Consider the following 238-nt stretch of genomic DNA (forward strand, 5'->3'; position numbering starts at 1 on the left):
GGGCAAGCTGGTGCGCGTCACCGCAGGCGAGGTGTATGACGTTGCCGTGGATCTGCGCCGCCAGTCGCCGACCTTCGGCCAGTGGGTCGGTGCTCACCTTTCCGCTGACAACAAGCGTCAGATGTGGGTACCGGAAGGCTTCGCCCATGGTTTTCTGGTGCTCAGCGAATTCGCCGAATTTCTCTACAAGACCACCGATTACTACGCACCGGCCCACGAGCGCTGCATCCGCTGGGAT

Annotated in this window: 1 protein-coding gene; it reads left to right on the top strand. The window is 61.8% G+C overall.

Annotation, left to right across the window (positions count from 1 at the left end):
- On the top strand, nucleotides 1-238 hold a 238-nt coding region (gene rfbC, locus AC0IYH_RS33820; RefSeq protein ID WP_471838834.1), incomplete at both ends, for a dTDP-4-dehydrorhamnose 3,5-epimerase.

This window comes from Pseudomonas sp. AC463 (assembly GCF_979253585.1).